This window comes from Burkholderia catarinensis (genome assembly GCF_001883705.2).
GTDB lineage: Bacteria > Pseudomonadota > Gammaproteobacteria > Burkholderiales > Burkholderiaceae > Burkholderia > Burkholderia catarinensis.
In genome coordinates this window covers 1-6,375 of record NZ_MDEQ02000062.1, presented here as the reverse complement: position 1 = coordinate 6,375, position 6,375 = coordinate 1, and the positions used below count along the sequence as shown (strand labels likewise).

Annotated in this window: 4 protein-coding genes and 3 pseudogenes; 6 read left to right on the top strand and 1 reads right to left on the bottom strand. The window is 61.0% G+C overall.

All coding sequences use genetic code 11. From position 1 onward, the window contains the following. Nucleotides 1-86: 86 nt before the first annotated feature. Both BFF94_RS37355 and BFF94_RS37350 read left to right on the top strand, forming a co-directional pair. The gene (locus BFF94_RS37355) at nt 87-1,781 is read left to right on the top strand and encodes a long-chain-fatty-acid--CoA ligase (protein WP_219140459.1); all 1,695 of its coding nucleotides are present in this window, start codon (nt 87-89) and stop codon (nt 1,779-1,781) included. A 65-nt stretch (nt 1,782-1,846) separates the two neighbouring features. After that, entirely contained in the window at nt 1,847-2,305 is a 459-nt protein-coding gene (locus BFF94_RS37350) for an acyl-CoA thioesterase (protein ID WP_219140458.1), read from the top strand. Between the two features lie 434 nt (nt 2,306-2,739). Here BFF94_RS37350 and BFF94_RS37345 read toward each other — a convergent pair whose 3' ends face one another. Beyond that, entirely contained in the window at nt 2,740-3,828 is a 1,089-nt protein-coding gene (locus BFF94_RS37345) for a porin (protein ID WP_128848648.1), read from the bottom strand. Nucleotides 3,829-4,671: 843 nt separating this feature from the next. On the opposite strand from BFF94_RS37345, the pseudogene BFF94_RS37340 reads away from it, so the two are divergent. The 4 genes and pseudogenes from BFF94_RS37340 to BFF94_RS37325 form a co-directional block, all read left to right on the top strand. Continuing rightward, nucleotides 4,672-4,956 (top strand): annotated as a pseudogene (locus BFF94_RS37340) (acyl-CoA dehydrogenase family protein); the annotation flags it as partial. Between the two features lie 14 nt (nt 4,957-4,970). Further along, nucleotides 4,971-5,292, top strand: a pseudogene (locus BFF94_RS37335) (acyl-CoA dehydrogenase family protein); the annotation flags it as partial. Then, nucleotides 5,268-5,786 (top strand): annotated as a pseudogene (locus BFF94_RS37330) (CoA transferase); the annotation flags it as partial. The pseudogenes BFF94_RS37335 and BFF94_RS37330, both read left to right, overlap by 25 nt. 193 nt (nt 5,787-5,979) lie before the next feature. Continuing rightward, complete coding sequence (locus BFF94_RS37325) at nt 5,980-6,285, top strand: DUF485 domain-containing protein (protein ID WP_219140457.1); 306 nt, start codon at nt 5,980-5,982, stop codon at nt 6,283-6,285. Nucleotides 6,286-6,375 lie beyond the last annotated feature (90 nt).

Here is a 6,375-nt window from a genome sequence, read left to right as displayed (position 1 = left end):
CGTTGCAAGTGGTCACTGGGTGTACTGCGCATATGGCTGCGACTACATCAATGCGTACAACTCCGCAGGAGTAAACTTTGAACGAAATGCCCTGGATCAAATCGTATCCCCCCGGCGTGCGGTGGGACACCGACATTGAGCCAATGACGGTCCACCAAATGCTTGATGATGCGGCCGCGAAATGGGGTGATCGACCCGCGCTACAGTTTATGGACAAGCGCCTTACCTACTCGGAGCTACAGTCGCATGTGAACCGTGTGGCGAAAGGGTTGCAGTCGATCGGTGTCAGACCGGGAGTGCATGTTGGCCTTTATCTGCCGAACACCGCGCATTACGTGATTGCTTTGTTCGCGATCTTGAAAGCAGGGGGGACCATAGTCAACTATTCGCCTCTCGACGTGCCGAGCGTGCTCAAACACAAGATCGAAGATAGCGAGACAGACTTCCTGTTGACACTCGATCTTGCTGCGCTCTACCCGAACATGGCAGCACTGCTTGATACGACGCGCCTCAAGAAGTTGATCGTTGGCAATGTTGCGGAATTGTCCGGCATGCCCGCCGCTGTCCATTCTCAGCTGCGGGATGCGGGTCAACTCGCTGAGGTGGCTGACAACGAGCGTCACGTGAAGTTTGCTCAATTGCTCGACAATGACGGTGTGTATATGCCGCATTCGATCGATGACCCTGCCGATGCAATTGCAGTAATGCAATATACCGGAGGGACGACAGGGCTGCCGAAAGGAGCGATGCTCACGCACGCGAACGTGACGGCCGCATGCGCACAGTTCTCGGCGCAATTGGGTGGTCTCAAGCCGATTCTCGATGAAGGCCAGGAGCGTATTCTCGCTGTACTGCCGCCGTTTCACATCTATGCGCTCACGGTCAATATGCTGTTCGCGGTGCGGGCTGGCGCGGAGCTCATTCAGCACATGCGCTTCGACGCGAAAGCTGTGCTCAACGAAATCGAAAAGCAGAAGGTGACCTATTTCTGCGGCGTGCCGACGATGTTCAATGCGTTAATCAACGACCCCGACATCGGCGTGTTCGATCTGAGATCGTTGAAGCATTGCGGCTGCGGCGGTGCACCTCTTCCAGTTGAGGTTGGGCGGCGTTTCGAGGAGGCGACGGGCGTTCGAATTTCCGAAGGCTGGGGGATGACGGAAACATCGCCGTCTGGAACGTTTACGCCGTCGCGTGGTAAGCGGAAGCCTGGCTCATGCGGGATCCCCGGTCCACGAATCGAGATCAAAATGCTCGACGTCGAGAATCCGAATCGTTACATGTCTCTGGGTGAAATGGGCGAACTCTGCATCAAGGGACCGAATGTAATGAAGGGGTACTGGAAGCGCACCGAAGCGACTGCTGAGGTGATGACGTTCGATGGCTTCCTGCGTACTGGCGATGTTGCGTATATGGATGAAGATGGCTATGTGTTCATCGTCGACCGTACCAAAGACATGCTGCTATGCAGCGGCTATAACGTCTATCCACGCGTGCTCGAGGAGGCGATCTACCAACACCCGGCGGTGAAGGAAGTCGCAGTGATCGGGGTTCCGGATGAGTACAGGGGGCAGTCGCCGAAGGCGTTCGTCGTTCTGAAACCGGACTTTGAAATGATAACGCTTGAATCGATGCAGGCGTTCCTGAAAGACAGGCTCGGCAAGCACGAGATGATTCAGGCACTTGAGCTGCGCGACGAATTGCCGAAGACGCCAGTCGGAAAGCTATCGAGGAAGACGCTGCAGGACGAGGAAGCGAGGGCTTCTGCCTCGCGGTCCTGAACATCAACATTACGAGGGGATATTGAGTGTCGATCTCCGGTGATTATTTGGATTCGTTCATCGCTATGTCCGACAAGCCGCAACCGCGTGCGCGCGACGCCTATCCCCACTTCCTGCCGATCACGACCCGCTGGATGGACAACGACGTCTATGGACACGTGAATAACGTCGTCTACTACAGCTATTTCGACACGGTCGTGAACGAATACCTGATCCGCGCGGGCGTGCTCGACGTCGAGCACGGGCAGACGATCGGCCTCGTGGTCGAAACGCAGTGCAACTATTTCGTGCCGTTGGTGTTTCCGCAGTCGGTCGACGCGGGGCTGCGGGTCGTGAAGCTCGGCAAGTCGAGCGTGAGCTACGAGGTCGGGCTGTTCGCGCAGGGCGACGCGTCGCCCGCTGCACAGGGGCACTTCGTCCATGTGTACGTCGATCGCGGTACGCGCCGGCCGGTGCCGCTGCCCGACGCGTTGCGGGCCGCGCTTGATTCTCTTGCGACCAGGCATTCAAGTGGATTTCTTTGACGGCGTCAGCGTACACCTCAATGACATCGACCGTGGCACGATACCATCCTCCTTGGAAGCATGCAGCGACGAGGTGCACGCCTACGGCTCGTCACCTTCCCGACACGGACCAGCCCGTGATGCGGCTGGCCAGGCGAGAGATCTCCCGGTTCCCGCACAAGGAGCGTCCATGCGTGCCAGGGTCTCCGACCACGCCGGGTCGTCGAGGCGCTCGCGCTTGCGCACCCCTCCATGTTGCCTTCCGCGTTCTGAACCGCGTCGGCACCCGGAATAACACAACTATCGCGGCTCAACGGCTGGCCCGCACGTGCCCCTACCGACGCGTCGCCGACCACCTCACGGCAGCCTGCGCACGGCTCGGGGCTGATGTGGTTCGCTATTCCTTCATCGCAGTGGGCTTCCACCACCTGCTCCTTGCCGGTCTCCCGGCGCACTCAGAACATGTGACGGATCCCCGTCTCCACGCCGACAGTCGTTCCGCGCACGCCATGAAGCGCGCCATCAACGGCCAAGCCGGTGTCCATGCTTCCATGGTTGTTTACCATCCCGACCTGCAGGTACAGTAGCGTGCTTTTCGACAGGCCGTAGTCAGCGCTGGCGGAGACGGCTAACGAGTGATTTGCGGAATCGTTGCCATCACGCGTGACCCAAACACCCGCATCCAAGCTCAGGAATGATGTGGCGGCATAGGTGACGCCACCCGCGTACACGTGGTTGTCGAATGATCCCGCAACCTTGTACAGCGTGTACGACACCTTCGCGGTCAGCTTGTTCAGCGTGTAGCTCGCGCCGACCATGCGGCCCTCGAACTCGACTGTGCTCGGCACCGGAAGCGTTGAAGCGCTCCCGCCGGCATTGCCGCTGTAGTAGCCTGCGGCGATGGCGATCGGGCCGGTGTGGTATGTCACGCTCGCCGAGTGCTGCAAGCCGGCACGGAAACTCCCGGCAGATCCGCCTGGCGCGAACATCGCGGCGGCCTGCAGGCCGGCGATTTCCGGCGAGGTATATGAAACGGCATTGGGGTTGAATAGGCCGGTCGCCACCACGTTGTCGAGATAGTTGACGAGCCCACTGCCGAATTGGGACCCAGTACGCGGATCGACCGGGTATCCAGCCAGAAAGAATGGTGAGTACTGCAGGCCCGCCTTCACAGTACCGAATCTTCCATCGAGTCCTACCCATGACTGACGGCCGAACAGGGTACCGTTCGAACCTCCGAATTCGCCGTTGCCGGGCGTGAAGCCGCTTTCGAGCGTGAAAATCGCGTGCAGGCCATCGCCGAGATCTTCGCGACCACTCAGGCCGAAGCGCGATGCTGAAATGCCGCCGTTCGAGAACGAGAACTGATGACCGGCATTGGCACCTGTAGCGGCGTCGAGTGTCTTGCTCGTGTAGCGCAGCGAGGCATCGATGACCCCGTACAACGTCACTGAACTTTGCGCATGCGCAGTCGGTACGCCGCCGAGCGTGCACAGGCAGACGATGCTGGTGGGAGCGAGTTTGGAAAGTCGAAAGATGGACATTTTGTCTCCTGTATAGATAGATTTTTTTGGTTATCGCTGCATCAGCCTCGGGGCCGAGGCACGTGCCGACCGTCGCGTACGTCAGTCAGCGCCGTGGTCGGTTTGTCATGACTCACCGCAAGCGGGTCGGCATGCGCCCTTCCTGATGCGAACGAAATGTCCGCGGGAATCCACGGCCGAAGGCGTGGCAGTGTTGCGCAGCGCCTTCTTTGATCTCTTGCCAACGGACGATTTCGAGATGGCATCGCAGATTTCTTGCGCTCGCCCTCGAGCTGCAACGCAGGCTTCTCTGGCCATCGGGTCGCGGGGGCGCCGAGCTGTTGCTGAACTGGTGCGGCGTAGATTGCGCTGTCCCTGCGGATGCATTGTGGGTAGAAATTGATGCAGCAATGGTGGTGCTCCTGATACTCGCGCGTAAGGACCGGGGCATTCAACACGTGGTGTGGCGTACCGATTGCTTTACGTCGACGAAAAGTTAGGCTGGTTCGAGACTCGGGTTCGCTTGTGCCGAAAATGCATGTCAACTAGGAATTTTCCCCACGGTATCGATTCGATCGAGCCGAAGAGTACGCATATTCACGAGGTGAATCGAACGGCATTCAAAATCTTGATTTGCCACGTCGTCAGCGCATGCGTACGCTGAAAAACGGTTCGGATGTGAACGCTCGTTCGATTCTGTTCTTGGGAGTGGCTAGATTATTCGGATGCCTTAGTAATTGATAGTTAATTTAGATATCTAAGTATTTATCCCAATGATCTCGGATTGGGAATCGACAGACTTGGAGAGCTGGATCTTGAATCGAACGAACGGCATCGGCAAAGGCCGTTCCGAGTGGAAGCGATGCGGTCGCGGGCGGCGGCGCGACGGGCGCGGAAAGCTCGATGCTGAAGATCCGCGGCACGCAGATCCGCCAGGAGATCGCGTCGCTGATGCGGCGCGCGATGGGGCCGTACGCGCAGCCGTTCGTCGACGAAGCGCTCGATGCGGACTACGACGGCGAACCGGTCGGCCCGGACGAAGCCGCGAGCGCCGCGCAGCAGTACTTCAACAACCGGAAGCTGTCGATCTTCGGCGGCTCGAACGAGATCCAGAAGAACATCATCGCGAAGATGATGCTCAGGCTGTAACGAGGGACGCGACGATGAATTTCCAGCACACAGAAGACCGCCGGATGCTGGCGGACACGTTGAACCGCTTCATCGCCGAACAGTACGTATTCCCGGTGCGCGATGTGGCGGCGCTTTGCCGAACTCGGCACGGTCGGCGCGCTGTTTCCCGAAACCGACGGCGGCTTCGGCGGCGCGGGCTTCGACATCGCGGTGGTGTTCGAATGCCTCGGGCGCGGGCTCGTCGTCGAGCCGTTCCTCGCCGCGCTGATCGACGGCAGCGCGAGCGCCGCGTTCGCGCACGACGAGCCGAGCTCGCACTACGAACTGACTACGGCAACGCGCATCCGTCGATCGTGCCGTACGGCGTGTTCGACGCGGCCGACGGCCCGCTCGTGATCACGGTCGGCAACAACACGCAGTTCGCGCGCTTTTGCGACGCGATCGAGCGGCCCGACCTCGCGGCCGACGCGCGCTACAAGACCAACCTCGGCCGCTCGGAAAACCGCGCGGACCTGCTGCCCGAGATTCGCGGCGAACTCGCGCGCCGGTCGCGCGCGACGCTGCTCGCGGCGCTCGCCGAGGCGGGCATTCCATGCGGTGAAGTGCTCGGGCTGCACGAAGCGCTGACGTCGGAGCGCGCGACCCGCGCGGGGCTCGTCACGCGGCAGCCGCATCCGGTCGCGGGCGCCGTCGACGTGCTCGCGCCGCCGTATCGGTTCGACGGCGCGCGGCTGCCGGTGCGCGGTGCGCCGCCGGTGCTGGGCGCGGATACGGATGCGGTGCTCGGCGGCTGGCTCGGGATGTCGGCCGACGAGGTTGCGCGGCTGCGTGCGGATCGCATCGTGTAACGCGTTTTTTTTCCGCCGCGGCGCGGGCGGAGCAGTCGACGCGCCGGCCATCCACAAGACAACCCTCGCGAAACGACGAGGTGACTTGCCCTGCGGGGACTGGAGTAAGCGCTAAAGCGCCAACTCCGGTCGACCGCGAAGCATGGGACCCGAGTAAGCGCTGAAGCGCCAACTCTGGTCGACAGGAGACACCATGGAGCTTTCCGTCATCGAATCGGTCACGGCATGCCGTGACTACCAGCAACTCGTGCGCGCGCGGCGCCGCTTCAGCTTCACGCTGACGGCGCTGATGATCGCCACTTATTACGGCTTCATCCTGCTCGTCGCGCTTGCACCGCACGTGCTCGCGGCGCCGCTGTACCGCGGCGCGACGACGACGGTCGGGATCGCCGCGGGCGTCGCGATCATTCTGGTCGCGATCGGCCTGACCGCGTGCTACGTGCTGCGCGCGAACCGCGCGTTCGACCGCCGTGTCGACGTGATCCTCGGACGTTCTTGATGGAGGCCGATATGCGACCCTCATTGATCGCGCCCGGCGCGCTGGCCATTCCCTTCGTTCTCGTTTCCTCCGCCGCGCATGCGGTATCGG

What these genes read in the sequence shown, in the direction of transcription:
- BFF94_RS37350 (WP_219140458.1), top strand. Translation starts at nt 1,847, where the DNA reads ATGTCCGACAAGCCGCAACCGCGTGCGCGCGACGCCTATCCCCACTTC.
- BFF94_RS37355 (WP_219140459.1), top strand. Translation starts at nt 87, where the DNA reads ATGCCCTGGATCAAATCGTATCCCCCCGGCGTGCGGTGGGACACCGAC.
- BFF94_RS37325 (WP_219140457.1), top strand. Translation starts at nt 5,980, where the DNA reads ATGGAGCTTTCCGTCATCGAATCGGTCACGGCATGCCGTGACTACCAG.
- BFF94_RS37345 (WP_128848648.1), bottom strand. Translation starts at nt 3,828, where the DNA reads ATGTCCATCTTTCGACTTTCCAAACTCGCTCCCACCAGCATCGTCTGC.